The organism is uncultured Microbacterium sp. (assembly GCF_947488465.1).
Lineage (GTDB): Bacteria > Actinomycetota > Actinomycetes > Actinomycetales > Microbacteriaceae > Microbacterium.
On the sequence record NZ_CANKZA010000001.1, the window covers coordinates 801292 to 826309 of the forward strand.

Annotated in this window: 22 protein-coding genes; 5 read left to right on the forward strand and 17 right to left on the reverse strand. The window is 67.9% G+C overall.

Annotation, left to right across the window (positions count from 1 at the left end):
• The first annotated feature begins 79 nt into the window (after positions 1–79).
• Positions 80–1531 carry an HNH endonuclease signature motif containing protein gene (locus Q0653_RS03875; RefSeq protein WP_298942715.1) on the forward strand — a complete coding sequence of 484 codons (1452 nt, stop codon included), beginning with the start codon at positions 80–82 and terminating at the stop codon, positions 1529–1531.
• A gap of 101 nt (positions 1532–1632) precedes the next feature.
• The gene (locus Q0653_RS03880; RefSeq protein ID WP_298942717.1) at positions 1633–2547 is read left to right on the forward strand and encodes an Ltp family lipoprotein; all 915 of its coding nucleotides are present in this window, start codon (positions 1633–1635) and stop codon (positions 2545–2547) included.
• Between the two features lie 72 nt (positions 2548–2619).
• Here the strand turns inward: Q0653_RS03880 and Q0653_RS03885 are convergent, their stop codons facing one another.
• The 15 genes from Q0653_RS03885 to lepA form a co-directional block, all read right to left on the reverse strand.
• Positions 2620–3006: a PIN domain-containing protein gene (locus Q0653_RS03885; protein WP_298942719.1), complete on the reverse strand. Its 387-nt coding sequence runs from the start codon at positions 3004–3006 to the stop codon at positions 2620–2622.
• A complete protein-coding gene (locus tag Q0653_RS03890) occupies positions 3003–3278 on the reverse strand; it encodes a hypothetical protein (protein ID WP_298942722.1) in 276 nt (91 codons plus the stop codon). The genes Q0653_RS03885 and Q0653_RS03890 overlap by 4 nt, the downstream gene beginning before the upstream one ends.
• A gap of 117 nt (positions 3279–3395) precedes the next feature.
• Positions 3396–4556, reverse strand: a complete 1161-nt coding sequence (locus Q0653_RS03895; RefSeq protein WP_298942724.1) for a restriction endonuclease subunit S — start codon at positions 4554–4556, stop codon at positions 3396–3398.
• Complete coding sequence (locus Q0653_RS03900; protein ID WP_298942726.1) at positions 4553–6037, reverse strand: class I SAM-dependent DNA methyltransferase; 1485 nt, start codon at positions 6035–6037, stop codon at positions 4553–4555. Before Q0653_RS03900 ends, Q0653_RS03895 begins: the two co-directional genes overlap by 4 nt.
• Before the next feature lie 29 nt (positions 6038–6066).
• Positions 6067–6960 (reverse strand): GTPase Era, encoded by an 894-nt coding sequence (era, locus tag Q0653_RS03905; RefSeq protein WP_298942727.1) that lies wholly within the window; start codon positions 6958–6960, stop codon positions 6067–6069.
• Positions 6957–8321 carry a hemolysin family protein gene (locus tag Q0653_RS03910; protein ID WP_298942729.1) on the reverse strand — a complete coding sequence of 455 codons (1365 nt, stop codon included), beginning with the start codon at positions 8319–8321 and terminating at the stop codon, positions 6957–6959. The genes era and Q0653_RS03910 overlap by 4 nt, the downstream gene beginning before the upstream one ends.
• Complete coding sequence (gene ybeY / locus Q0653_RS03915) at positions 8318–8785, reverse strand: rRNA maturation RNase YbeY (RefSeq protein ID WP_298742599.1); 468 nt, start codon at positions 8783–8785, stop codon at positions 8318–8320. The genes Q0653_RS03910 and ybeY overlap by 4 nt, the downstream gene beginning before the upstream one ends.
• Positions 8782–9810, reverse strand: coding sequence for a PhoH family protein (locus Q0653_RS03920; RefSeq protein ID WP_298943118.1), 1029 nt, complete (start codon positions 9808–9810; stop codon positions 8782–8784). Before Q0653_RS03920 ends, ybeY begins: the two co-directional genes overlap by 4 nt.
• Positions 9811–9856: 46 nt before the next feature.
• Complete coding sequence (locus tag Q0653_RS03925) at positions 9857–10204, reverse strand: HIT domain-containing protein (protein WP_298742598.1); 348 nt, start codon at positions 10202–10204, stop codon at positions 9857–9859.
• Positions 10205–10227: 23 nt separating this feature from the next.
• Positions 10228–10950 carry a 16S rRNA (uracil(1498)-N(3))-methyltransferase gene (locus tag Q0653_RS03930; protein WP_298742597.1) on the reverse strand — a complete coding sequence of 241 codons (723 nt, stop codon included), beginning with the start codon at positions 10948–10950 and terminating at the stop codon, positions 10228–10230.
• Between the two features lies 1 nt (position 10951).
• A complete protein-coding gene (gene dnaJ, locus Q0653_RS03935; protein ID WP_298942733.1) occupies positions 10952–12061 on the reverse strand; it encodes a molecular chaperone DnaJ in 1110 nt (369 codons plus the stop codon).
• Positions 12062–12110: 49 nt separating this feature from the next.
• Entirely contained in the window at positions 12111–13151 is a 1041-nt protein-coding gene (gene hrcA, locus Q0653_RS03940; protein ID WP_298942734.1) for a heat-inducible transcriptional repressor HrcA, read from the reverse strand.
• Between the two features lie 96 nt (positions 13152–13247).
• Positions 13248–14465: a radical SAM family heme chaperone HemW gene (hemW, locus tag Q0653_RS03945; protein ID WP_298942735.1), complete on the reverse strand. Its 1218-nt coding sequence runs from the start codon at positions 14463–14465 to the stop codon at positions 13248–13250.
• A complete protein-coding gene (locus Q0653_RS03950; RefSeq protein WP_298942737.1) occupies positions 14465–15115 on the reverse strand; it encodes a DUF1990 family protein in 651 nt (216 codons plus the stop codon). The genes hemW and Q0653_RS03950 overlap by 1 nt, the downstream gene beginning before the upstream one ends.
• A gap of 23 nt (positions 15116–15138) precedes the next feature.
• Positions 15139–16989, reverse strand: a complete 1851-nt coding sequence (lepA, locus tag Q0653_RS03955) for a translation elongation factor 4 (RefSeq protein WP_298742592.1) — start codon at positions 16987–16989, stop codon at positions 15139–15141.
• Positions 16990–17283: 294 nt separating this feature from the next.
• On the opposite strand from lepA, the gene Q0653_RS03960 reads away from it, so the two are divergent.
• Positions 17284–21954 carry an ExeM/NucH family extracellular endonuclease gene (locus tag Q0653_RS03960; RefSeq protein ID WP_298943120.1) on the forward strand — a complete coding sequence of 1557 codons (4671 nt, stop codon included), beginning with the start codon at positions 17284–17286 and terminating at the stop codon, positions 21952–21954.
• Between the two features lie 69 nt (positions 21955–22023).
• Entirely contained in the window at positions 22024–22767 is a 744-nt protein-coding gene (locus Q0653_RS03965; RefSeq protein WP_298742591.1) for an alpha/beta hydrolase, read from the forward strand.
• Here Q0653_RS03965 and Q0653_RS03970 read toward each other — a convergent pair.
• Positions 22754–23998, reverse strand: coding sequence for an MFS transporter (locus Q0653_RS03970; RefSeq protein WP_298942740.1), 1245 nt, complete (start codon positions 23996–23998; stop codon positions 22754–22756). The genes Q0653_RS03965 and Q0653_RS03970 overlap by 14 nt on opposite strands.
• A gap of 259 nt (positions 23999–24257) precedes the next feature.
• On the opposite strand from Q0653_RS03970, the gene rpsT reads away from it, so the two are divergent.
• Positions 24258–24518, forward strand: a complete 261-nt coding sequence (gene rpsT, locus Q0653_RS03975) for a 30S ribosomal protein S20 (RefSeq protein WP_298742589.1) — start codon at positions 24258–24260, stop codon at positions 24516–24518.
• A 203-nt stretch (positions 24519–24721) separates the two neighbouring features.
• Here the strand turns inward: rpsT and Q0653_RS03980 are convergent, their stop codons facing one another.
• Positions 24722–24979 (reverse strand): type B 50S ribosomal protein L31, encoded by a 258-nt coding sequence (locus Q0653_RS03980; RefSeq protein ID WP_261605757.1) that lies wholly within the window; start codon positions 24977–24979, stop codon positions 24722–24724.
• Positions 24980–25018 lie beyond the last annotated feature (39 nt).

Sequence of the window (25018 nt, forward strand, 5' to 3'; positions counted from 1 at the left end):
TTGCGCAGGAGGTGTTTTTCAGCATCTATCTGGGGATAACACCCTCCCAATGTCGGAGGCCTCCCGTAAAATCGAACGTATGAACGAACTAGCTGCGACACTCGCGAAGCTCGATGAGCTCGCCGGTTCCGTCGCGGCTGCCGCCGTTTCCGGCCACGCTTTGCGACGGGCAGATGAAGACGAACTGGTCGCGGTGCTCTCCGCCGTCGGCCGCGTGCAACGACTCATCGACGCCGTGATGGTCGAGACGGTGGGCGAGATCGTCGAGCGCAACGACACGCCCGTCGGCGAGGTGCGGATGACATACCGCCTGGGGTGCAGCAGCCTCTCCGAGCTCGTCCAGCGGGTGACTCTCCTCTCGCCGGTCTCGGCTCGGCGCTACCTCACCGCGGCGAAGGCCGTGCACCAGCAGACCTCGCTGGTCTCCGGCGAGTTGTTGGAGCCCACCCTGCCGGCGATGCGAGACGCGCTCGGCGACGGGGCTGTCGGCCTCGACGGTGCGCTTGCCGTCGCTGCTCCCCTGATCACCTTGGGCTCCCGCGTCTCGCGCGACGCGCTCCTCGTCGCCGATGCGGTGCTGGCGGCCGAGGCACGTGGCGAGGGTCCGGATGCCGCGCCTCCCGCGTGCGCCGACCTCCTCCGGCTGCAGGCGCAGGTCTGGGCGGTCGCGCTCGACCCCGATGGCAGCGAGCCGCGCGAGTCGACGTCGATGCGCAAGCGTGGCCTCACGTTCGGCGTCGCCACCGATGTCGGCGTTCCGATCCGCGGCATGCTCATGCCCGAGGTCGCCGCGGAGTTCCGGCGCATCGCCGATGCGACGCTGCATCCGCGGGTCGACCCCGTGACGCTCCCCGGCGGTGTGCGGTTCGTCGAAGAGTCGCCCACTCCCTCCTCCGGCACCGACAACGGCGATCTCGAGTCGCTGACCGTCGTCGACACTCGCACCCGCGCGCAGAAGATGCACGACGTGCTGGCGATGGTGCTCGGTGTGGCGGCGGCATCCGAATCTCTGCCGACGATCGGCGGCGCGGCCCCCACCCTTGTCATCACCGCACGCGAAGAAGACCTGCTCGCGGGCCGCGGCAGCGCCTATCTCGACGGCATGGACTACCCGGTTTCCCTGAACGCAGCCACCCACGCCGGGTGCGCGGGGGTCATCCAGCGGGTGGTGTTGAGCGAGACGGGCCGCATCCAGTCGATCAGCACCGAGGATCGCGTGTTCAACCGGCACCAGCGGCGGGCGATCGCGGCTCGCGACGGCGGCTGCCTCATCCCCGGATGCGGAGTACCGCCGGCATGGTGCGAAATCCACCACGTGACCGAATATTCCGAAGGCGGGCCGACCGATACCGACAACGGCGGACTCTTGTGTTGGCCTCATCATCGGTTCTTCGATCATTGCGGTTGGCGCATCCGAATGAACCGCGGTGTCCCCGAACTTCTCGCACCCGCGTGGATCGATCCGCTCCAACGATGGCGGCCTGCGACCACGTCCCCCACCCGCCTCCTGAACGCCGTGCTGCAGACCTGACGGGGCGCAATGTCGGAGGTCTCCTGTGTACTGCTCTACTGGCCAACGGCCGGTGGCGCGATCCCTGGGGGACGCGCCTCGCACGAACAGAAAGCTCTGTCATGTCTGACAACATCACCCCGGCTTCGCCCCTGCCGCCCGCCGGCTGGTACCCCGACCCGCAGAACGCTTCGACGCAGCGCTACTGGGATGGCGCCCGCTGGACCGAGCAGGTGAACGCCGGCTCGGGCCACCCGGCCTCGACGGCACCGCACGGGTCTGCCCACCCCTCGACGCTCGCGAGCACTGCGGTCTTGCCGACCGGCGCCGTGGCCGTGGCCCCGAAGACCGGTCTCCGCGCGCTCAGATGGTGGCAGTGGGCGTTGATCGCGCTCGGTGCACTGCTGCTGATCGCCGCGATCGGTGGGGCGCTCGGCGGCGCGACAAGCACCGACGATCTCGCGGATGCCGACGCACCCGTCGCTGCCGTGTCGACGCCGACGGCCGAGCCCGTCGAAGAGGAACCCGACACGACTGTCGCGGTGCCGGAGGTCGGCGGCAAGACGATCGGCGACGCACGGGCGCTGATCGAAGGTGCCGGATTCACTCTGACCGTCGACGCCGGCGTGGGTGAAGACTGGATCATCACGTCGCAGAGTCCGACCGGCGGGCTGAAGGCCGAGCCCGGCACCGCGGTGTCGGTGACCGCCGAAGCCCCGAAGCCGGTCTACTCGCTGGAGCAGCAGAACGCGCTGAAGGAAGCACAGTCCTACCTCGACTACTCGGGCTTCTCCCGCCAGGGGCTGATCGACCAGATGTCGAGTGAGTACGGCGGGGGCTACCCCGTCGATGTCGCCACGTGGGCCGTCGACACGGTCGGCGCCGACTGGAACGCGGAAGCCGTCGAATCGGCGCAGGATTACCTCGACTACTCGTCGTTTTCTCGCCAGGGTCTCTACGACCAGCTGACGAGCGCGTACGGCGGCCAGTTCACGCCGGATGAGGCCAACCACGCGCTCGCGGCCGTCGGGTACTGACCTCGCGCCCTCGGTCTGGCGGAGCAGCGGTCATTCGGCGCTCCGCCAGACTCGGCACGGAATCGTGTTCTTCTACTCCGAGTATTCGACTCGGAGACCGGTGAATCGAGTGAACCCGCGATCAGCCGTGACGAGGGGAACATCGAGCGCGAGAGCCTGCGCGGCGATCAGCGCGTCCTTGGTGCGTACGGCGCCTTCGCTCGTCGCGACGAGGGTTGCATAGGCGTCGGAGTCGGCGGCGCCGAACGGCAACCAGAACCCCGGGAGCAGATCGAGTGTCTCGACGAGTTGGGTCCGGGCACGAGCAGCGTGCGCCAAACCCGGCGTGCGCGCGAAGCGCTCACGCCCGCGGAGCAATTCGGCACGCACGATGTAGGGCGCCGCGTACTCATCGATCGAGTCGATGACTTCCTCGCGAAGTGGTCCGATGAGCACACTCGTGTCCAGTACGGCTTTCATCGCGGATCACTCTGAACATCGGCGTCGCGAGCGGCGGCGAGATCGCGCCGCTCCTGCTCGACGAGATCGACGTCGTGCAGCGCATTCAGCAGTCGCAGCCTGGTCTTGATCTCGATCAAGCTCGGCGCGTCGGGCGCGACGATGGGCACCACGCGCATGCGGGCATGGTTGTGCACCATGACCACCGCGCCGGAGTCGGCGTAGGCGATCGGATTCGCTTTGAACGTGCTGATCGGTACTTCCGGCACGTGCTGTTGGGGTGAACGCGGCATTTCGGCTCCGATTTATCTAAACAGAGCCATTCTCACAGGTTGAGACCTCTGAGGAAAGATGGTCGCCGACACGCCATCGCGGCGCACGCTGGCCCGAGCGCCGTGAACGGATGCCGCTTACAGCTCTCCCCGGAAGGCGCGGTGCTGGAGGGAATCGAAGAGCGCATTCGCTTCGTGGAGCCTTCGATCGAGGTCTCGAATGAACGCCGAAGTTGATTCATCCAATACGCCCACCTCTGCCTCCAACTGTGCCGTAGGGCGCGGGATCAGCAATCCGCCCACAGCTGACTGACTGAGATTCAGCATGGTGACTCCCGAGGCCGCGGCCGTGAGTTCCGACACGTATCGTGGCGTCCGAAGCAGTCGGGCCAGGAGACCGCCGCTCTGTGAAGTCAATGGCGATCGGAGCACCATCGTCCCGGTACCACACAGTGCTGGGGCGTCGTTCGGCCGAACTACAGCCGCCCGCCCCATTTCGCCTCGCCTTCCAAGCACGACATCGCCGGGTTGAAGCGAGAACGCGCTCAGCTGCTCAGCTTTCGCGCCAGACACGGTTACCGACACGTCCGACCGAATATAACCGTCGACAATGTGACTTGGGTTAATCAGTGGGACGCCGCCGACGACGTAATCCTCCCGATGAACGCTGGAGCCAAAGGGCCCAGTGATGAGGGTCACCACCTGGCCGAGCGGCACGAAGTCTGCAGCGCCTTCCACGATGTGGTTGAAGAGTGAGTCTGTTAGCAACCGGGATCTCTGCCGCGCAGACTCCAACTGTGCGCGGAGCGCATCGGCCTCGTCGAGGATTGCGGCGATGCGGCGTTGTTCGGGGAGGGGTGGGAGCGGGATCTCGATTCGCTCCACTTCCGCTTTCGAGAGCTCGAGAAAGGTTGCGCCTCGGCCCTTGCTCTGCAGGAGTTTCGTGTGACTCTTGAGCCACCAGAACAAAAAGTTGGATTCGATCCGGTCCGACGGGATCAGGCTCTTAAAGCCCTGGTTGGTGCCGACCGGAATACGGTTGATTGCCACGAGACCGATCGGCGCTCGCGAGCTGAGGAGCACCGAACCCGTGGGCAAGATCTGAACTCCCGACCGAGAAAGCCCATCGCTGCTGATCGTGCGTTCAGTTGACTCGATGTAGTGACCGGACAGACGACTGATCTCGGCAGGCGTCACCCAAGGAATGTCGCCGTCCCAGTAGGCCGGCTCGCTCGTCTTCGGGGTTGCTCCACCGACCACTTGAGCGATCGCCCCCAGCCTGACCGTCTCCCACGTCACGCGAGCATCTCCCGCAAGCGCGCGAGGCCGGCCTGGATCTCGACCTCCAACGCGTCGAGTTCATTCAGAATTTCGGTCGGTGAGCGGTGCTCGACCTCCTCGATCTCGAGTTCCTTGTAGCGGTTGAGGGACAGGTCGTACGCGTTGTCGACGATCTCCTGTTTGGGCACGAGGAACGACTGGGCCGTCCGCGGGCGCTCGGCCTCCGCATCCCGCGTCTTCCAGCGGGCGACGATGTCGGGGTAGTCCGTCGCCTCGATCGGGGTGCGCTTGTCGTCGAGCGTGAAGCCGTCGGCGCGCACGTCGTAGAACCACACGTTGTGCGTGCCGCCAGAACTGGTCTTCGTGAACAGCAGAATCGCCGTCGACACCCCGGTGTACGGCTTGAAGGTGCCGGACGGCAGTTTGATGACGGCATCCAACTTCTGATCTTCGACCAGCATCTTCCGCACCGCCTTGTGCGCATTCGACGATCCGAACAGCACACCCTCCGGCACGATCACCGCGGCGCGGCCGCCGTTCTTCAGCAACTTGATCATGAGCACGAGGAAGAGCAGCTCGGTCTTGCGCGTCTTGACGGCCGTCTGCAGATCCTTCGCGACCGTCTCGTCGTCGAGCGAACCGGCAAACGGCGGGTTCGCGAGCACGAGCGAGTACACACCCTCCGACGGGTGCCCCTCCGACAGCGAATCGGCGCGCTCGATCGTCGGGTTCTCGACCCCGTGCAACAGCATGTTCATGCTCGCGATGCGAGCCATCGCGGCATCCGAGTCGAACCCCGTGAACATCTCGTTGTTGAAGTGCGCGCGGAAGGTGGCATCTGTCCACGCGTCGGCGTGGTGCTCGCGCAGAAACTCTTCCGCGGCGACGAGGAAGCCAGCGGTACCGACGGCCGGGTCGATGATGGTGTCGTCGATGCGCGGCTCGGTGAGGTCGACCATCAGCTGAATCACGTGCCGCGCCGTGCGGAACTGCCCGTTCGTGCCGCTCGTCGCGAGCTTCTTCAGCATGTACTCGTAGATGTCGCCCTTGGTGTCGCGATCATCCATCGGAATGTCGGCGAGCAGGTCGACGACCTTCGTCAGCAGCGCCGGCGTCGGGATCGTGAACCGGGCATCCTTCATGTTGCGCGCGTAGCTCGACCCCTCCGCGCCCAGGCGGCGCAGGAACGGGAAGACGTACTCGGCGACGACCTCGAACATCTCGCTCGGCGAGAAGTTCGTGAACACGCTCCAGCGCAGATCGGTGTACGGCCGTGGCGTGCGCGCCGTGTCGTCGAGCCCCTCCGGGAACACCGGATTCTCGATCGGCTGACCGGTGCGCGCCGCCTTCTTCTCGGCGAGCGTGTGCAGCTCATCGAGCCGGCGAATGAACAGCAGATACGTGATCTGCTCGATCACCTCGACCGGATTCGCGATGCCGCCCGACCAGAACGCATCCCAGACTTTGTCGACCTGAGGGCGCAGTTCACCTGTGACCACCGGGGTACTCCTTCGTCGTTGCGCGCGCGTCAGAAGCCGAGGCGGCCGAGCTGCTTGGGGTCGCGCTGCCATTCCTTGGCGACCCGCACGTGGAGCTTGAGGAACACCTTGGTGCCCACGAGCGGCTCGATCTGAGCGCGAGCGCGCGATCCGACATCGGCCAGACGCGATCCGCGGTGGCCGATGATGATCGCCTTCTGACTGTCACGCTCCACGACGATGTTCGCGAAGATGTCGGTCATCGATCCGGTCTGGCGGCGCGACATGTCTTCGATCGTCACGGCGATCGAGTGCGGCAGCTCGTCGCGCACGCCCTCGAGCGCAGCTTCGCGGATGATCTCCGCGATCCGGTCCTCGATCGATTCGTCGGTGACGACGCCCTCTTCGTAGAGGCGCGGCCCGCGCGGCATGAGCGCGAGAAGCTCGTCGGTCAGCACGTCGAGCTGCTCTCCGGCCACCGCCGACAGCGGAATGACGGCGACCCAGTCCTCGCGAAGACCGTCGATCTCCATCAGCCGCTCGGTGATCTGATCACGTGAGGCGATGTCGGTCTTGGTGACCAAAGCGATCTTCTTCGCCCGCGGAAAACCGTCGAGCGACTCAGCGATGCGGCGATCGCCGGGGCCGATCTTCTCGGTCGCCGGCGCGAGGAAGCAGATCACGTCGACGTCGCCGAGCACCTGGTCGACGAGGTGGTTGAGACGCTCGCCGAGCAGCGTCCGCGGCTTGTGGATGCCGGGGGTGTCGACGATGATCAGCTGTCCGGCGGGGCGATTCAGGATGCCGCGGATCGCGCGCCGGGTCGTCTGCGGCTTGTCGCTCGTGATGGCGACTTTCTCTCCCACGAGCGCGTTGGTCAGCGTGGACTTGCCGACGTTGGGGCGGCCGACGAACGTCACGAACCCCGATCGTGTTTCGGTCATCGGTGAAGGTTCCTTTGGATCTTGATGTTCCCGGTGGAGGTGTCCACGATCGGGTTCTCTCCAGTGCGCGACGCGCGGCCTCCGAAGGCCGCGTCGGCCGCCGCAAGGTGCGGACCGCGTTCGACGAACACCGTCGCGAGCCCGCGGCCACGCCCCCGCGACGTTCCCCCGGTGATGATGAGCCCACCGTACTCGGCGGTCGCGCCGGGCAGCGGCACACGCCCGAGGAGCTTGCCCAACAGTCCGCCGATCGAATCGACGTCCTCGTCTTCGAGATCGATGCCGAACAGCTCGCCGACCTCGTCGAGACCGAGACGCGCGCTCACGCGGTAGCGCCCCACCCCGAGGGCCACGATCTCGGTCGAACGCGGGTCGTACTCATCGGCGATCTCACCGACGAGTTCCTCGATCAGGTCTTCCAGGGTGACGAGACCGGCGACCCCGCCATACTCGTCGACCACGAGGCAGACGTGGACGGCATCCTTCTTCATCTGCTGCAGCAGAGTCTCCGCCTTCATCGACTCGGGCACGAAGACGGCGGGGCGCGCGATCGAGCTCACCGGCGCATCACGCCACGCGCTTTCGTCTCGGTACGCGAACTGGACCAGATCCTTGAGGTAGACGACGCCGGTGATGTCGTCGGCTTCAGCGTCGGCGATCGGAATGCGCGAGACGCCCTTGTCGAGGAACAGCTGCATCGCCTGCTGCGTCGTGTCGGAGGCATCCATCGTCACCATGTCGGTGCGCGGCACCATGACGGCGCGCACGAACGTGTCGGTGAAGTCGAAGACCGAGTGGATGAGCTCGCGGTCGTCCTCTTCGATGAGGTCTTTCGAGGCGGCCTCGTCGACCATGCTGAGAAGCTGCTCTTCCGACGCGAACGAGGTGCCGCGCTGCACGCCGGGGGTGAAGCGGTTGCCCACGACGACGAGCAGGTGCGCGATCGGACCGAGCACGACCCGCGCCCCGCGGATGAGCGGTGCGCACGCACGCAGCAGGCCCTTCGCGTGCTGGCGTCCGACGGCGCGTGGGCTCGCCCCGACCAGGACGAACGAGACGATCGTCATGAGGATCGCGGCGGCAAGCACCGCCCACCAGATGCTGTCGAACAGGATCGAGAAGGCGGCGGTCACGAGGACGGCCGCGGTCGTCTCGGCCAAAATCCTGATGAAGACCACCGCGTTGGCGTGCGGTTCGGGATCGGCAGAAATCCGCGCGAGTGCGGCTTCGTTGCGCCCGGTCACCGCGAGCTCGGCGATGTCGGCGCGCGAGGTCACGCTGAGCGCGGCATCGATCGCGGCCATGAGGCCACCGAGGGCCACCAGCAGGACGGCGGCGACCAGCAACAGCGATTCGGTCATGCGCGTCGTCGGCGTTCGGACGCCTGGAACGCCGTGATCAGCTCGCGCTGGAGTCCGAACATCTCACGCTCCTCCTCCGGTTCGGCGTGGTCGAACCCGAGGAGGTGCAGGAGCCCGTGCGTGGTCAGCAGAATGAGCTCGTCGAGCGTCGAGTGCCCCGCGGTCTGGGCCTGGCCCTCTGCGACCTGCGGGCAGAGGACGATGTCGCCGAGGAGGCCCGGAGGTGTCGGCTGCTCCTCGGTGCCGGGACGCAGCTCATCCATCGGAAAGCTCAAGACGTCGGTCGGGCCGGGCTCATCCATCCACTGGACGTGCAGGGCCTCCATCGCGCCCTCATCGACGAGGAGAATCGCGACGTCGGCATCGGGTGAGACGTGAAGCTCGCTGAAGTTGTGCTCCATCAGGCGCAGCAGCACGGTCTCGTCGGTGTCGACGCCCGACTCGTTGGTGATCTCGATGGTCATGATCGTCCTCGCTGGGGAAGGTGGTCGCGGGGGCCGCTCGGGCGGGAATGTCCGCGCCGCTCGGCACGGTTCGCGAATTCGGATGCTTCATCTCGCTCACGCCGCGACGCCAGCCGTTGTTCGTCATAGACGCTGTAGGCGTCGACGATCCGGCCGACGAGGTTGTGCCGCACGACATCCTCGCTCGTCAGCATGGAGAAGTGGATGTCGTCGATGTCCTTCAGCACCCGCGTGACGAGCCGCAGGCCCGACGCTCCCTGCGGCAGGTCGACCTGGGTGATGTCGCCGGTGACGACCATGCGGGTGCCGAACCCGAGACGGGTCAGGAACATCTTCATCTGCTCGGGCGTCGTGTTCTGCGCCTCGTCGAGCACGACGAACGAGTTGTTGAGGGTGCGGCCGCGCATGTACGCGAGAGGCGCAACCTCGATCGTGCCCGACGCCATGAGCTTCGGCACGAGCTCGGGGTCCATCATCTCGTTGAGCGCGTCGTACAGCGGCCGGAGGTACGGATCGATCTTGTCGGTGAGCGTCCCGGGCAAGAAACCGAGCCGCTCCCCCGCCTCCACGGCGGGTCGCGTCAAGATGATGCGGTCGACCTCTTTGCGCTGCAGCGCTTGGACGGCCTTCGCCATCGCGAGGTAGGTCTTGCCGGTGCCGGCGGGACCGATGCCGAACACGATCGTGTGGTCCTCGATCGCGTCGACGTAGTTCTTCTGTCCGACCGTCTTCGGGCGGATCGTCCGGCCGCGCGACGACAAGATCACTTCGCCGAGCACGTCGGAGGGGCGCGGGCCCGAGTCGTCGCGGAGGATCCGGCTCGACGTCTGCACGTCGGCCGGGTCGAGTCCTGCGCCCGACCGCGTCATCGCGATGAGCTCGTCCACCAGCCCGCGCGCCGCGCCCACGGCATCCGCCTCGCCCGTGAGAGTGACCTCGTTGCCGCGCACATGCACCTCGACCTGCGGATGCTCCCGCTCGACGACACGGAGCAAGCGGTCCTGCGGGCCCAGCAGCTGCACCATCGCGATGCCGTCGACGAGGATGCGGTGGGTGGTCGGTTCGTCGGTGTCAGCCACCGAGGCTCCCTTCGGCAAGTCCCCCGGCGAGGACGTGCGCGTGAACGTGGAATACGGTTTGCCCGGCTCCGGCACCGGTGTTGAAGATCAGGCGGAAGTCTCCGTCGGCATGCTCCGCGGCGAGGGTGTTCGCAAGCCCCACCATCTCGGTCAGCAGCGCCGGGTCACCGGCGGCCAACTCGACGACGTTGCGGTAGTCCTCAGTCTTCGGAATCACGAGGAGGTGCAGCGGCGCCTGCGGCGCGATGTCGCGGATCGCGAAGACGTTCTCGGTCTCGGCGACGATCTCAGACGGAATCTCTCCCGCCAGGATGCGGCTGAAGATCGACGGTTCGCTCATGTCCCCAGTCTATCCGGGGGCGCTTACCAGCGGCCGAGGTGAGCGCTCACGAGCGCCAGCGCAGCAGGGCCCGCCGTCGAGGTCCGCAACACGGTGTCACCGAGGCGCACGAGCGTGGCTCCCGCGGCCTCAAGGCTCGCGAGCTCCTCGGGCGCGATGCCTCCCTCGGGCCCGACGATCAGCACGATCTCCGACGCTCCGGTCAGGTCGATCTGCGAGAGACGGGCGGATGCCGTCGGCTCGAGAACGAGGAGGGTGCCCGCCCGCGCCGCCACCTGCGCGGTCGAGACCGGCGCCACGACGCCCGGCACCCACGCCCGGTGGGCCTGCTTGGCTGCTTCCCGGACAATACTTTGCCACCGCGCGACACCCTTCGGCGCCTTCTCGGCGCTCCACCGCGACACACTCCGACTCGCCTGCCACGGCACGATCTCATCGACCCCGAGTTCGGTCGCCGCCTGTACGGCGAGTTCGTCGCGGTCACCCTTCGCGAGGGCCTGCACAAGCACGAGGCGGGGAGTCGGCGCGGGCACGGCGGCGGCATCCGTCACCCGGATCACGACCTCTTTCGGCGCCGCCGCGACGACCGTGCCGGTGAGCCACGTGCCCGCGCCGTCGCCGACAGTCACGTCCTCACCCTCCCTGAGCCGGCGGACGACGGCGGCGTGGTGCGCCTCGGGACCGCGCAGAACGAGCTCGGCACCGACCGCCGTCGTGATCTCGTCGACCAGGAAGTGCAGCGCCACGTCAGCCCCGGAAGCGGTCGCGGAGCTTTGCGAACATGCCCTGGTGGAACTGCGAGAGCTGGGGTCCGGGGGCCTTGGTCTTCTTCGCGAAGTCTTCGATCAGTGCGCGCGACTTCGCATCGAGCTTCGTGGGAGTGACCACCTGCACCGCCACCTTCAGGTCACCACGCGTGCCGCCGCGGAGCGGAGTGATGCCACGTCCCTTGATCGTGAGCACATCGCCGGACTGGATGCCGGGCCGCACCTCGAGGTCGACATCACCGTCGAGAGACGTGATGGTCGTCCCGGTACCGAGGACGGCATCGGGCATCGAGACCTCGAGCGTCGCGAGCAGGTCGTCACCGTCGCGACTGAAGACGTCGTCGGGGGCCACCGTCACTTCGAGATACAGGTCGCCGTTCGGTCCGCCGGCGGGGCCGACTTCGCCGGAACCCGGGAGCTGCAGCCGGAGGCCGGTCTCGACGCCGGCGGGGATGTCGAGCGACACCGTCCGACGTGCGCGCACGCGACCCTGACCCTGGCAGGTCGAGCACGGATAGGGGATCGTCGTGCCGTAGCCCTGGCAGGCGTTGCACGGCTGCGAGGTGACGACGTTGCCGAGCAGGCTCCGGACGGTGCGCTGGATCTGTCCCGATCCGTGGCAGATGTCACACGTCGCCTCATGCGTGCCGGGCTGGCAGCACGAACCTTCGCACGTTTCGCAGAGGACGGCCGTGTCGACCTCGATGTCCCGGTGGATGCCGAAGACGACGTCCTTGAGCTCGAGCGTGACCCGCACGAGCGCGTCCTGGCCGCGCTCCCGGCGCGACCGCGGCCGGCCGGCCCGCTGACCGCCCGCACCCCCGAAGAAGGTCTCGAAGATGTCGCCGAAACCACCGAACCCGGCGCCGCCGAATCCGCCGCCATCGTCACCGCCGCGGTCGTAACGCTGGCGCTGTTCGGGGTCGCTCAGCACGTCGTACGCGTGGGTCACGAGCTTGAAGCGCTCCGACGCATCCTCCCCCGGATTCACATCGGGGTGCAGCTCGCGCGCAAGCCTGCGGTATGCCTTCTTGATCTCCTCGGGGGTCGCTTCGCGCGAAACACCGAGTACTTCGTAGTGGTCTGCCACAATCGCCTTCCTGCCCCTGCTGGGGGTGTGTAGGTGTCGAACCGTGCGCTCAGCGGGACGTGTCGTCCTCGTCGAGGAGCCGGCTCAGATAGTGCGCGACGGCGCGGACCGTCGCGAGGTTGGTGGGGTAGTCCATGCGCGTGGGGCCGAGCAGCCCGACGCGCGCCCGGGATCCGGTTGCGTCGTAGTCGCTCGTGAGGACGGATGCCTCACCCAACCCGAACGGGTCGTTTTCGCGGCCGATGCTGGCCGCCAGTCCGTGCTCGTCGGCGACCATCTCGCCCATGAGGCGCAGGAGGGTCACCTGCTCCTCGATCGCTTCCAGGAGCGGGTAGATACTCCCCCGGAAATCGCCTTCGCGTCGCGCGAGTGTCGCACTTCCCGCCATGACGAGACGGTCTTGGCGGAACTCGTCGAGTTCCTCCGCGACGATTCGGGCGACCGTGCGCACGGCGTCGTCGACGCGGGAGGGCGGACGCGTCTCGTCGGCGAGGAGATCGGCGATCGCCTGCGCCGCGTCGCGCACCGACGAGCCGGTGACGAGGCGGGCGATGGCCCCCTTGATCTCGTCGATGTCGCCGCCGAGCAGCTCGTCGCGGACGAACGCCACCCGTTGTGAGACCCGCCCGGTGTCGGTCACGACGATGATCACGACGCGCGTGCCCCCGAGGTGGACGACCTCGACGTGCGACACGCTCGCGCGGGCGAACGACGGGTACTGGACGATCGCGACCTGACCCGTCAACTGGGTGAGGGCGCGGACCGTCCGCACGAGGAGGTCGTCGAGGTCCACCGGATCGTTCAAGAACGACGAGATCGCCGACCGCTGGGCCGTGCTCAGCGGCCGGAGATCTGCGAGGTGATCGACGAAGACGCGATAGCCCTTGTCGGTCGGTACGCGACCGGATGAGGTGTGCGGAGCGGCGATGAGCTCTTCGTCTTCCAGCAGCGCCATATCATTGCGGATCGTTGCCGCCGAGACGCCGAACTGGTGACGCTCGACGATCGCCTTGCTCCCGACCGGCTCATGCGTGTCGACATAGTCCTGCACGATCGCACGAAGGACCTGGAGCCCACGTTCCGAGACCATGATCCTCCTCGCCCTTCCGCGCTGTGCTGGCACTCCCGATCCTCGAGTGCCAATCCTATCCCGCCGGCCCGTATGCGGCGGCAGAACCACGCTCTGTCAGACCGTCAGTGCGCGAACGACGGCATCCGCCAACAACCGCCCCCGCCGGGTGAGTACCACTCGTCCGCGGACGGCGTCCGCGCCCTCGATCAGTCCGTCGGCGATGAGCCCGGCGACAGCGCGGCGCCCTTCCCCCGTCACTTCCGACACCGGAAGCCCCTCGACGATACGCGAGCGCAGCAGAACGCTCTCGAGGCGCCGCGCGGCCTCGTCGGGCCGTTCGCGTCCCGCGCCGGGCGATTCACCGGCCGCAAGGCGTTGCGCGTACGCGGCGGGATGCCGCACATTCCACCAGCGCAGACCCCCCACGTGACTGTGGGCACCGGGTCCGTATCCCCACCAGTCTTCGCCCTGCCAGTACGCGAGATTGTGGCGTGAGCGTTGCGCCGGGGTCGTCGCCCAGTTGGACACTTCGTACCACTGGAAGCCTGCGGCTGCCAGCAGGTCGTCGGCCAGCTCGTACATGTCGGCCTGGAGATCATCCGACGGCGCCGCCACCTCACCGCGACGGATCTGACGTTCGAGCTTCGTGCCCTCCTCGATGATGAGCGCGTAGGCCGACACATGGTCCGGCCGCAGCGCGATCGCCGTCTCGAGCGACGTACGCCAGTCGGCGAGCGTCTCTCCCGGAGCACCGTAGATGAGGTCGAGGCTCACCGCGAGCCCGGCACGGCGCGCCGAGGCCACCGCCGTGGTCACCCGCTCCGGGTCGTGGGTGCGGTCGAGAGCGGCGAGCACGTGCGGCACCGCCGACTGCATCCCGATCGAGAGCCGCGTGACACCGGCGGCTGCGAGCTCGTGAGCGGTCGCATCCGTCACCGTGTCGGGGTTCGCCTCGACCGTGACCTCCGCTCCCGGCTCGAGTGCGAACGCCTCGCGCACGCCGTCGAGCATGCGCGCGAGGTCGCCCGGCGGCAGCAACGTCGGGGTCCCGCCGCCGAAGAAGACGGTGCGCGCGGGGCGGAGCGGCCCCGCCTGGGCGAGGACCTGTCGAGACAGCGCGATCTCGCGACGCACCTCGTCGGCGTACGTGTCTTGCCGGGCCCCGCGCAACTCGGTCGCGGTATAGGTGTTGAAGTCGCAGTATCCACACCGCACCCGACAGAACGGCACATGCAGATACACGCCGAAGGCGCGGTCGGGGTGTGTCGTGACGTCGTCCGGAAACGCGCCGTCCCGAGGTACGGGATCGCCGAGGGGAGCAGCCGCGCCCATCAGGCTGGTGTCGTGTACAGCGGTGAGATCGCGCGCAGATACCCCTGGAAGAGTTCGCGGCGGCGGCGCTTGAGCAGCGGCGGCAGCAGGCGGTAGAGCGCAGAGACGGGGCGGTCGAACGCGCGCACCGTGAACCAGACCTCATCGTTGTCGTACCACTCGACCACGAACGACTCCTCGCCGCTCACGGCCGAGTCCCCCACGGTGCCGAGCGCGAACCCGATCCGCCGCGGTTCTTCCGTCACGAAGATGACGCGCAGCTCGGCATCGGCGCTCTGGCCGCCGACACGCCCGTGCACGCGAATCGTGGTGCCGGCGCTCACATAGGGCGTGCCGTCAGCGTCGAAACGCTGGTCGGCTTCGAGCTTGCTCGGCACGACCGGAGCACCTTCCGCGTCGAAGCTCACGCCCGAGTACATCGGCCCGGCGGCCGGACGCACGTCGCTGACCGCAAGGCCGGCGCCGCGCAGCGCTGTCCACGACAACAGTGCCTCGCCGGACGAGGCGAAGCGCTCTTCTCCGCTGCCGATCCGCCACGACGCTTCCGCCGGCACACTGTGCTCGGGCGGGTAGCCCATCAGATCGTGCGCCTGCGTCGCCCCGACCGCGGCGTAGTCGACCGTGCCGTCCTGGAAGTTTCCACGACGCATCCGCTCCACCCTTCGCCGTTCTTCTACTTCTTCTCTTTGCCGTCCACGTCGCCGGACAGTGCCGCGATGAAGGCTTCCTGAGGCACCTCGACGCGCCCCACCATCTTCATGCGCTTCTTGCCCTCTTTCTGCTTTTCGAGGAGCTTGCGCTTGCGGGTGATGTCACCGCCGTAGCACTTGGCGAGCACGTCCTTGCGGATCGCGCGAATGTTCTCGCGGGCGATGATACGCGCTCCGATCGCGGCCTGAATGGGCACCTCGAACTGCTGACGCGGAATGAGTTTGCGCAGCCGCTCGGTCATCATCGTGCCGTAGGCGTAGGCCTTCTCGCGATGCACGATCGAGCTGAACGCGTCGACCTTCTCGCCCTGAAGGAGGATGTCGACCTTCACGAGGTCGGCCGTCTGCGTGCCGGCCGGCTCGTAGTCGAGGCTCGCATACCCCTGCGTCTTCGACTTCAGGTTGTCGAAGAAGTCGAAGACGATCTCACCGAGGGGCATGTTGTAGCGCAGTTCGACGCGGTCCTCGCTGAGGTATTCCATGCCGAGGAGGGTCCCGCGCCGGAACTGACAGAGTTCCATGACGGTTCCGACATAGTCCTTCGGCAACAGGATGCCGACCTTCACCACGGGCTCGGCGACCTCCGCGACACGCCCGTCGGGGTACTCGCTCGGGTTCGTCACGGTGACGAGGTCGCCGGTGTCGGTCGTGACTTCGTAGGTCACAGACGGTGCCGTCGTGATCAGGTCGAGGCCGAACTCGCGCGAGAGGCGTTCGGTGATGATCTCGAGGTGCAGGAGGCCGAGGAAGCCGCAGCGGAAGCCGAAGCCGAGCGCGACCGAAGTCTCGGGTTCGTACTGGAGTGACGCGTCGGACAGCTTGAGCTTGTCGAGCGCCTCACGCAGGTCGCCGTAGTCGCTGCCGTCGATCGGGTAGATCCCGGAGAAGACCATCGGCTTCGGATCGGTGTAGCCGGGCAGCGCCTCGGTGGCGGGCTTCCGATGATGCGTGATCGTGTCACCGACCTTGGACTGACGCACATCCTTCACCCCCGTGATGAGGTAGCCCACCTCACCCACGCCGAGGCCCTGGGTCGGCACGGGCTCCGGGCTCGACACGCCGATCTCGAGGAGGTCGTGGGTCGCACGCGTCGACATCATCTGGATGCGTTCGCGGGGCTCGAGTTTGCCGTCGATCATGCGGACATACGTCACCACCCCGCGATACGAGTCGTAGACCGAATCGAAGATCATCGCGCGGGCCGGCGCGTCGGCGTTGCCGCGCGGGGCGGGGATCTGCTCGACGATGCGGTCGAGGAGCTCCTCGACGCCCTGGCCCGTCTTCCCGCTGACGCGCAGCACGTCCTCGGGCTTGCCGCCGATGAGGTTCGCGAGCTCGGCCGCGAACTTCTCCGGGTCGGCCGCCGGCAGATCGATCTTGTTCAGCACCGGGATGATGTGCAGGTCGTTCTCCAGCGCGAGGTACAGGTTCGCGAGGGTCTGCGCTTCGATCCCCTGGGCCGCGTCGACGAGGAGCACGGCACCCTCACACGCGGCGAGCGACCGGGACACCTCGTAGGTGAAGTCGACGTGACCCGGCGTATCGATCATGTTCAACGCGTAGGCGTTGTCGGAGAGTGCCCACGGCATCCGCACCGCTTGCGACTTGATGGTGATGCCGCGTTCGCGTTCGATGTCCATCCGGTCGAGGTACTGCGCCCGCATATCGCGGTCGGAGACGACACCGGTCATCTGCAGCATGCGATCGGCCAGCGTCGACTTGCCATGGTCGATGTGGGCGATGATGCAGAAGTTTCGGATGAGCTCGGGCGGGGTGGCGGCAGGCTCGAGGGGCTTCAGGGCGCGCGGGGACATGTTCCGGCAAGTCTACCGGGCAGGTGCCCCCTGCTCCGGGCATGCGACACCGGCGAAGAGCCGCACACTAACCGACATCGGTCGAGACACGCCAGCGAACCGACTGATGAGAAAGAGTTAACCGTTTTGCCCCTTGCCAGGGCGGATGGATGCCACGAATGCTCAATGCTGTGGCCGGAAGCTGCGCGAAACCCCCTGTCGCGCCCGGACCGCTCGGAGACGAACGTGACGCACAACGCCCTGTCCCATCCGCCCCGCTCCCGCCGGTTGACCGCAACGCTGGCCGCGACCGCCCTGGTCGCCGGCGGTCTCGTCCTCGCACCCCTCCCTGCCTCGGCCGCCGTCTCTCCGACGGCGCCGCTCGTGATCTCGGAGGTGTACGGCGGCGGCGGCAACAACGGCGCGGCGTTCAACCGGGACTTCATCGAAATCGCCAACGTGAGTGCCGATGCCGTCGACCTCAGCGGCTACAGCGTGCAGTACGCCTCTGCGACGGGATCGAGCTGGCAGGTGACGACGCTCCGTGGATCGGTCCCGGCGGGTGGCCAGGTCTTGATCGGCGAAGCCGCCGGCGCCAACACCGCCCTCCCCGGGTTCACCGCGGACGTCGAGGGCGTGATCGCCCTGAGCGGGACGCAGGGCAAGGTCGCGCTGGTCTCGACGGCGACCGCGCTCAGCGGAGCCACCGGCATTCCCGCGTTGCCCGAGGTCGTCGATTTCGTCGGGTGGGGTGCAGCGGGCGACTTCGCCGGCACGGCCCCGGCGCCGGCGACCACGAACGGCACGAGCGTGTCGCGATCGACATCCTTCGCGAACACCACCGACAACGCGGCCGATTTCACACCGGGAACGCCCACGCCGACAGGTCTCGGCACAGCAGGCGAGCCCACTCCGACACCCACACCCACGCCCACCGAGACCGCGCCCACGGAACCTGCGACGGTGACCATCGCCGAGATTCAGGGCACCGGTGACGTGTCGCCGCTGGCCGGCTCGACCGTCACCACCACGGGCGTGGTGACCGCGCACTACCCCACGGGCGGATTCAACGGGTACGTCATCCAGACCCCCGGCACCGGCGGAGCGCTCGACCTCGGGGCACACACGGCATCCGACGCGATCTTCGTGTACTCCCCCGCCGCGACCGCAGAGGTCGCGCTCGGTGACACCGTCCGCGTGACCGGCGCGGTCTCGGAGTTCAACGGGCTGACCGAGATCACGGTCGCCGCCGGCGGCGCGGTGAAGATCGACGCGGCTGACCCGCCCGTCGCCGCCACGCTCCCCTGGCCCACCGACGCCGCGCAGCGCGAAAGCCTCGAGTCGATGCTCATCTCGCCGCAGGGGGCGTTCACGGTCTCGAACACCTACTCGACCAACCAGTACGGCGAGGTGGGCCTGGCCTCCGGCGACGCGCCCCTCCGTCAGCCCACCGATGTCGCCCGTCCGGGCACTCCGGAGGCGGCAGCGGTCGCGGCCGACAACGCCGCGCGTGCGGTCACGCTCGACGATGGCACCAGCACCAACTACCTGTCCCCCGCGAACGCCGCGCTGACGCCGGCCTATGTCTCGCTCGCGGAGCCGATCGTCGTGGGTGGTGGGGTGAGCTTCACTCAGCCGGTGATCGTCGATTACCGCAACAACGCCTGGAAGCTGAACCCGTCGCAGCCGCTCGCCGGTGACGGCTCCGGCGTCGACGGTGTCACGTTCACGAACCCTCGCACGACCGCGCCCGAGTCCGTCGGCGGCGATGTGCAGGTGGCATCCTTCAACGTGCTGAACTACTTCACGACGCTCGGCACCGACAGCCCGACGTGCGTGCCCTACACCGATCGCTTCGGTGACGGAGTGACCGTGCGCGAAGGCTGCGACCAGCGCGGCGCATGGGATGACGGCGACCTCGAGCGCCAGCAGGCCAAGCTCGTCGAGGCGATCTCGACGCTGGGCGCCGACGTCGTCGGCCTCATGGAGATCGAGAATTCCGCCGCGCTCGGCGAGCAGGCCGACGAGGCCACCGCGACGCTCGTCGACGCGCTCAACGCGGCGGATGGCGCAGAGACCTGGGCGTTCGTGCCCTCCTCGAGTGACCTCCCGCCCGCCGCTGAGCAAGACGTCATCACGAACGCGATCATCTACCGGACGGCGGCGGTCGACACGGTCGGCGCGGCGCGCGCGCTCGGCGACCAGAGCGCCGACGGCGAAGCCTTCGGCAACGCGCGCGAGCCCATCGGTCAGGTCTTCACGCCGGATGCCGGCGGGGCTCCTTTCCTCTTCGTCGTCAACCACTTCAAGTCGAAGGGGTCGGCGGGGCCGTGGCCGGGAGATGCCGACACCGGTGACGGCCAGGGATCGTCGACCGAGTCGCGCGTGCGGCAGGCGACGGCCTTGCGCGACTGGGTGGCCGGCATCCAGGGTGACGTGATGGCGGTGGCTCTCGTCGGCGATTTCAACTCCTACGGGCAGGAAGATCCGCTGCACGTCCTGTACGAGGCCGGCTACACCAACGCCGAGCTGGCGTTCGACGTCGACTCGTCGTCGTACAGCTTCTCGGGGCTGTCCGGCTCGCTCGATCACGTGTTGCTCAACGATGCGGCGCTCGGTCGCGCGACCGGCGCCGACATCTGGAACATCAACTCGGGTGAATCGGTGGCCCTCGAGTACAGCCGGTTCCGCTCGCACGGCACCGAGTTCTACCAGGACGACGCGTACCGCTCGAGCGATCACGATCCGGTGATCGTCGGGCTGGATGCCGAGGCTGCGCCGATCGAACTGACGCTCCTCGACATCAACGACTTCCACGGCCGAATCGACAGCAACACCGTCGCTTTCGCCGGCACCGTCGAAGAGCTGCGGGCCACCGCCTCCGGTCCCACCCTGTTCCTCTCCGCGGGCGACAACATCGGCGCGTCCCTGTTCCCCTCGTCGGTCGCGCAAGACCAGCCGACGATCGATGTGCTCAACGCCCTCGGGCTCCAGGCATCCGCCGTCGGCAACCATGAGTTCGACCGCGGCTTCGACGACCTTGCCGGTCGCGTGAGCGAAGCCGCCGACTTCCCGCAGCTCGGTGCGAACGTCTACCAGGCAGGTACCGAGACGCCGGCGCTCGACGAGTACGCGCTGCTGGATGCCGGTGGCCTCACCGTCGGCGTGATCGGCGCGGTGACGGAGGAGACGCCGTCGCTCGTGTCTCCCGCGGGCATCGCCGACCTCACCTTCGGCGATCCGGTCGCCGCGGTCAACCGTGTGGCCGGCGAGCTGAGTGACGGGGATCCCGCCAACGGAGAGGCGGATGTGCTCGTCGCGCTCTACCACGAGGGTGCGGGCGCGGGGACGCCGGACGGCGCAACCCTGGAGGAGGAACTCGCCGCGGGCGGCGCGTTCGCGGCACTCGTGAACGACACCTCGAGCACGGTCGACGCGATCTTCACCGGTCACACGCACAAGGAGTACGCCTGGTCGGCACAGGTCCCCGGCACCGACCGCACCCGCCCGGTCGTGCAGACCGGTTCGTACGGAGCCAACGTCGGAAAGATCACGCTCACGATCGATCCGGCCTCCGGCGACGTCTCGGCGCACACCGAGACGAACGTGGCGCGGACGACGACCGCTCCCGCCGACCTCGTCGCGGCGTACCCGCGGGTTGCGGCCGTGAAGTCCATCGTCGACGCCGCCCTGGCCTCGGCCGCCGAGATCGGCAACACCGCCGTCGGCGAGGTCTCCGGCGACATCACCACGGCCTACGCCGGCGGCTCGTTCCAGAACGGCGTATGGTCTGGCGGAACCCGCGATGACCGGGCGAGTGAGTCGACACTCGGAAACGCCGTGGCGAACATGCTGCGTGATTCGCTCAGTGCCCTGCCGAGCGGAGCCGACATCGGTGTGACCAACCCGGGCGGCTTGCGGGCAGACCTCTGGGACACCCAGGCCGAGTTCGGGTCGACCGCGATCGCGGGACTCGCCGACGGGACGGTCTCGTTCTCGCAGGCGAACGCCGTGTTGCCGTTCACCAACACCCTCGCCCTCGTCACCCTCACGGGAGAGCAGTTCACGACTCTGCTGGAGCAGCAGTGGCAGCGCAACGCCGACGGCACGGTGCCCTCGCGGCCGTACCTGCAGCTGGGCGTCTCGGACAACGTGACCTACACCTACGACGCCGCACTCCCCGAGGGGTCGCGAATCACATCGGTCATGATCGACGGTGAGCCGCTCGATCCTGCCGCTTCGTACCGCATCGGCACGTTCTCGTTCCTGGCGACGGGTGGCGACAACTTCCGCGCCTTCACGCAGGGCACGGACTACGTCGACACCGGCCTGCTCGACTACGAGGCGTGGGTCGACCACATCGCCGAAGGGTCGCCCCTGGCGCCGGACTACGCGAAGCACGCCGTCCAGGTCTCCGGCGTTCCCGAGACGGTCGCGGCCGGCAGCGCGGTCACCTTCACGGTCGCGGGACTCAACCTCACGAGCCGCGGGGCGCCCGAGAACACGACGCTCCAGGTGTCGCTCGGCCAGACGGCGCTCGGCGAAGTCGCGGTGGCGGCAGGGGCTGCCACCGTCACGGTGACGCTCCCGGCGGGAACACCTGCAGGGGATGCCACGCTCACGCTCACCGCTCCGGCCTCGGGCACGGTGGTGCAGGTCCCGATCACGGTGGAGGCTCCCGCCGAGCCGGCCGCGGCGACCTCCACCCGGCTGATCGCCATCCTGCCCATCCACATCAACCGCCTGGTGCCGTCGACGCTCGTCGCCTCCGTGCAGCAGGAGGGTGGCCAGGCGGAGGGCGCGGTGGAGTTCCGCGAGGGCGACACGGTCGTGGCGACCGTCCCGGTCAGCCGCGGGCTGGCAACGCACACCCTCGGCCGCCTCAGCCGCGGCACGCACACCTATACCGCGGTGTTCGTGCCGGCCGATGACGCCGTGGCCACGGGGTCCACAAGTGGTGCAACGAAGGTTCGCGTCCTGTTCTGACGCGGCGACGAGGTCCGCGAGCGTGTCCCGAAGGCGCGCTCGCGGACCTCGCCTCTCTAGGCTGGGGTCATGTCTGTCCACGTCGTGATGGTCCACGGCATCCGCACCTCCGCGACGATGTGGCGGGCGCAGGTCGAGCATCTGCGGGCGCGCGGAATCTCCTCCACCGCGGTCGACCTTCCCGGCCACGGGGCCCGGATGGACGAAGAGTTCACGCTCGACGGAGCTTTCGCCACGATCGATCGCGCGGTGCGCGCGGCCGCGGAATCGTCGGACGTCCTGCTGGTCGGCCACTCGATGGGCGGACTGCTGTGCATCGAATACGCGGGCGCAGAGACCCCTCCGCCGATCGCAGGATTCATCGCCGCATCGTGCACCGCGATCCCCCGCGGCGTCGCGCTGCGCACCTATCGCACACTCGCGCGCGGGGTCGACCGCTTGCCCCGGCGCGGCGCGTGGCTCTCCGAGCAGATGCTCGACCGCACCCTCCCGCCCGAGACCCGGAGGGACTTCGGCGCCGGCGGCTACGCGTACGACGCACAGGATGTCGCTCTGCGGAGCCTGTCGGTTCTCGACCTCTTGGCGGCGCTCCGCCGTATCGATGTCCCGCTCTGGTTCGTGAACGGGCAATACGACCAGTTGCGGGTGAATGAGCGGCTGTTCACCCGGGTCGCGCCCGATGCCGAACTCATCGTGGTACCGCGGACGACGCATCTCGTGACGGCGATGCGGCCACAGGTGTTCAACGCGGTCCTGGACCTTGCGATCGCGACGATCGAGGCCTCCCCGTCCGATGGAGTCAGCCCGCGCTGACGACCTCGGTGCGCCGACGGATCGCGAGCGTGAGAAGCCCGCCGACGATCGACAGCACGCCACCGACGACGAACAACAGCGAGAAGCCGCCGACGAGGGCGACGAGCCCCGCGCCGATGAGTGGGCCCAAAAGCTGGCCGAGGCTCGCTGAGACCGTGACGAAGCCCAGGTCGCGCGCATGGTCGGCCGCGGAGGGCAGCAGATCGGTGCCGAGCGCCAGGCCGACAGCCATGTACGCCCCGTAGCCCGTGCCGAGCACCGCCGCGCCGACCAGTGTGATCTCGAACGACGGGATCACCGCGATCAGCAGCGCCGCGACCCCCTGCACGATCGCCGAGACCACCACGATGCCGACCCGGTGTCCGGTGCGGTCACTGACGGCTCCCGCGATGATCGACGAAGCGACGACGAAGACCGTGTAGACGAGGATGAGCAGCAGCAGGTCATCCTCTGCCCCCGCAGGGTCCCGTCCGAGCCCGTACATGAGGAAGAAGAGCAGGAGCCCGGTTCCGAGCGCGTTGCCGATGTTGACGACGAGGCGCCCCGCGAGCAACCAGGCGAAGTCGCGATCACGCAGTGCAGCGAGCCGATGCCTCAGGCGACGCGGCGTGCGGGCCCCCGCAGAGAGCGCCGGTGCGGGCGGGTCGGGAAGCAGCAGAGCGGCGGTGACGCCGACGACCGCCAAGAAGGCCGCCAGCACGAGATAGCCGGCGACAGTGCCGAGCTCGAGCAGGACGATGACCCCGACGCCGACGATGATCCCGAGCGCCTGCGAGGACGAGACCGCGGCAGAGGCCGCGCCGCGCTGCGTGGTGAGCTGGTCGGCGATCAGCGCGGTGAAGGCCGCCGACGCGACCGCGGTACCGACCGAGACGCCGACCCACGCGATCCCCACTCCCCACGGACCCTCGGCGAAAGAGAGCGCGACGAGGGATGCCGTGGCCACCGCGACGCCGGTGAGCGCCCACGGGCAGCGACGGCCGAATGCGCCGCGGGTGCGGTCCGACAGGCCACCCGCGAGCGGTCCGGCGATGACTCCGGCGATCCCCCCGGCGGCGAGGACGAGTCCCGACGAGACGACTCCGGTGATCCAGCCGTTCGCGTCGTCCGGTGTGTTCAGTTGCAAGGGGATCAGCAGTTGCAGCGGGGTGAGCTGCACCGTCCAGATCACCAACCACGCGAGCGTGAACAGCACAAACCAGCGCGAGCCGACCCGCGTGCCGCGGTTCATGCGCGCGACCCGCGACGCGGCGGATGTACCGCGGTGAGGCGTCCGGAGGGAAAGGCTGGCACATCGGCCCCTTCGTCGAGCGTGATCACCGGTCGGGAGCCGGTGAGGATGATCATGCCGCATGGCGACGGCCGCCGACCTGATAGACTCGGTGATTGGCTTGCGTGGGAGTCCCACACCTCACACGACAGTCGCGAGGCGCCCCTCTACCGTCTTGCGACACTCTCCCAACGAAAAACTCCGAACGAAAGACGTCGACGTGGCGAATATCAAGTCGCAGATCAAGCGCAACAAGACCAACGAGAAGGCGCGCGAGCGCAACAAGTCCGTGAAGAGCGAGCTGCGCACCGAGGTGCGTCGCACGCGTGAGGCCATCGCCGGTGGCGACAAGGCCGCTGCCGAGAAGGCACTGCTTCGCGCGACCAAGAAGCTCGACAAGGCCGTGAGCAAGGGTGTCATCCACGAGAACCAGGCCGCGAACCGCAAGTCTTCCATCGCGAAGCAGGTTGCCGCGCTCTGAGCGTAGCTTTTCTGGCAAGGCCCGCCCCTACGGGGGCGGGCCCTCGTCGTTGGCGCGGCTGCCCTCGCGCCTCCCACAGGTTGCGGGGTCAGTTGGTGCCGCATCCGCACCTGGATGCGGCACCAACTGACCCGCGAACGCGGGTTCGCGCCCGTGAAACGACGAAAGCCCCGCCGAGGCGGGGCTTTCGTGTGGGGGCGAGCTCAGTTGCTCGAACCACCGAAGTTCTTGAAGCGCTGGTTGAACTTCTCGACGCGACCGGCCGAGTCCATGATGCGCTGCTTGCCCGTGTAGAACGGGTGCGAAGCCGAGGAGATCTCGACGTCGATGACGGGGTACGTGACACCGTCGAGCTCGATCGTCTTGTCGCTGGACACCGTCGAACGGGTCAGGAAGGTCTCGCCCGAACCGAGGTCACGGAACACGACCGCGTTGTAGGTGGGGTGGATGTCAGTCTTCATTGGGATCCTCACGAAGTGCCCTGGATTTTGCCAGCGGCG